Source organism: Formosa undariae (assembly GCF_042427615.1).
GTDB classification, from domain to species: Bacteria; Bacteroidota; Bacteroidia; order Flavobacteriales; family Flavobacteriaceae; genus Formosa; species Formosa undariae.
The window spans coordinates 1-1,967 of record NZ_JBHMEZ010000019.1 but is presented as its reverse complement, the minus strand read 5'-3'; the positions used below and the strand labels follow the sequence as shown (position 1 = coordinate 1,967).

The 1,967-nt window shown below is 45.8% G+C and carries 2 tRNA genes and 1 rRNA gene; all 3 read left to right on the top strand.

From position 1 onward, the window contains the following. The first annotated feature begins 107 nt into the window (after window positions 1–107). A 16S ribosomal RNA gene (locus ACFFVB_RS16070) occupies window positions 108–1,627 on the top strand. Between the two features lie 93 nt (window positions 1,628–1,720). After that, window positions 1,721–1,794: transfer RNA gene (locus ACFFVB_RS16065), tRNA-Ile, on the top strand. Window positions 1,795–1,889: 95 nt separating this feature from the next. Next, a tRNA-Ala gene (locus tag ACFFVB_RS16060) sits at window positions 1,890–1,963 on the top strand. Window positions 1,964–1,967 lie beyond the last annotated feature (4 nt).

The window sequence follows — 1,967 nt, the reverse complement described above, 5'->3', positions numbered from 1 at the left end:
TAATAACTGGAAACGGTTATTATCAACAAAAAAGAATAAACCATTTTGAGTACCAAATTTAATTCCATTAGTTGTTAAAAGTAATAGTCGAAAGACTTAAAAATTTAACGATGAAGAGTTTGATCCTGGCTCAGGATGAACGCTAGCGGCAGGCTTAACACATGCAAGTCGAGGGGTAACAGGGAGCTTGCTCCGCTGACGACCGGCGCACGGGTGCGTAACGCGTATGCAATCTACCTTTTACAGGGGAATAGCCCAGAGAAATTTGGATTAATGCCTCATAGTATATTAGAGTGGCATCACTTTAATATTAAAGATTTATCGGTAAAAGATGAGCATGCGTTCTATTAGTTAGTTGGTAAGGTAACGGCTTACCAAGACTACGATAGATAGGGGCCCTGAGAGGGGGATCCCCCACACTGGTACTGAGACACGGACCAGACTCCTACGGGAGGCAGCAGTGAGGAATATTGGACAATGGGCGAGAGCCTGATCCAGCCATGCCGCGTGCAGGAAGACTGCCCTATGGGTTGTAAACTGCTTTTATACAGGAAGAAACACTGGTATGTATACCAGCTTGACGGTACTGTAAGAATAAGGATCGGCTAACTCCGTGCCAGCAGCCGCGGTAATACGGAGGATCCAAGCGTTATCCGGAATCATTGGGTTTAAAGGGTCCGTAGGTGGACAATTAAGTCAGAGGTGAAATCTTGCAGCTCAACTGTAAAATTGCCTTTGATACTGGTTGTCTTGAGTTATTATGAAGTAGTTAGAATATGTAGTGTAGCGGTGAAATGCATAGATATTACATAGAATACCAATTGCGAAGGCAGATTACTAATAATCAACTGACACTGATGGACGAAAGCGTGGGTAGCGAACAGGATTAGATACCCTGGTAGTCCACGCCGTAAACGATGGTTACTAGCTGTTCGGACTTCGGTCTGAGTGGCTAAGCGAAAGTGATAAGTAACCCACCTGGGGAGTACGTTCGCAAGAATGAAACTCAAAGGAATTGACGGGGGCCCGCACAAGCGGTGGAGCATGTGGTTTAATTCGATGATACGCGAGGAACCTTACCAGGGCTTAAATGTAGATTGACAGGACTAGAGATAGTTTTTTCTTCGGACAATTTACAAGGTGCTGCATGGTTGTCGTCAGCTCGTGCCGTGAGGTGTCAGGTTAAGTCCTATAACGAGCGCAACCCCTGTTGTTAGTTGCCAGCGAGTCATGTCGGGAACTCTAACAAGACTGCCAGTGCAAACTGTGAGGAAGGTGGGGATGACGTCAAATCATCACGGCCCTTACGTCCTGGGCTACACACGTGCTACAATGGTAGGGACAGAGAGCAGCCACTGGGCGACCAGGAGCGAATCTATAAACCCTATCACAGTTCGGATCGGAGTCTGCAACTCGACTCCGTGAAGCTGGAATCGCTAGTAATCGCATATCAGCCATGATGCGGTGAATACGTTCCCGGGCCTTGTACACACCGCCCGTCAAGCCATGGAAGTTGGAAGTGCCTGAAGTCCGTCACCGCAAGGAGCGGCCTAGGGTAAAGTCGATAACTAGGGCTAAGTCGTAACAAGGTAGCCGTACCGGAAGGTGCGGCTGGAACACCTCCTTTCTAGAGAAAGACGACTATTGGAGTAAGATAATAAAAGGAAAAGAGATTGTTTATTCTTAGCTGTTAATTTAAAATACAACTTATTATAGTTAGAGTCTCATAGCTCAGCTGGTTAGAGCGCTACACTGATAATGTAGAGGTCGGCAGTTCGAGTCTGCCTGAGACTACTAAATATAATTAGAAAAGGAAATTTTAGAAGTAGAGTAATTACGAAGTAATTAGCATTATTAATTGATAATTATTAATTATTCATTGCTAAAACGGGGGATTAGCTCAGCTGGCTAGAGCGCCTGCCTTGCACGCAGGAGGTCATCGGTTCGACTCCGATATTCTCCACGAT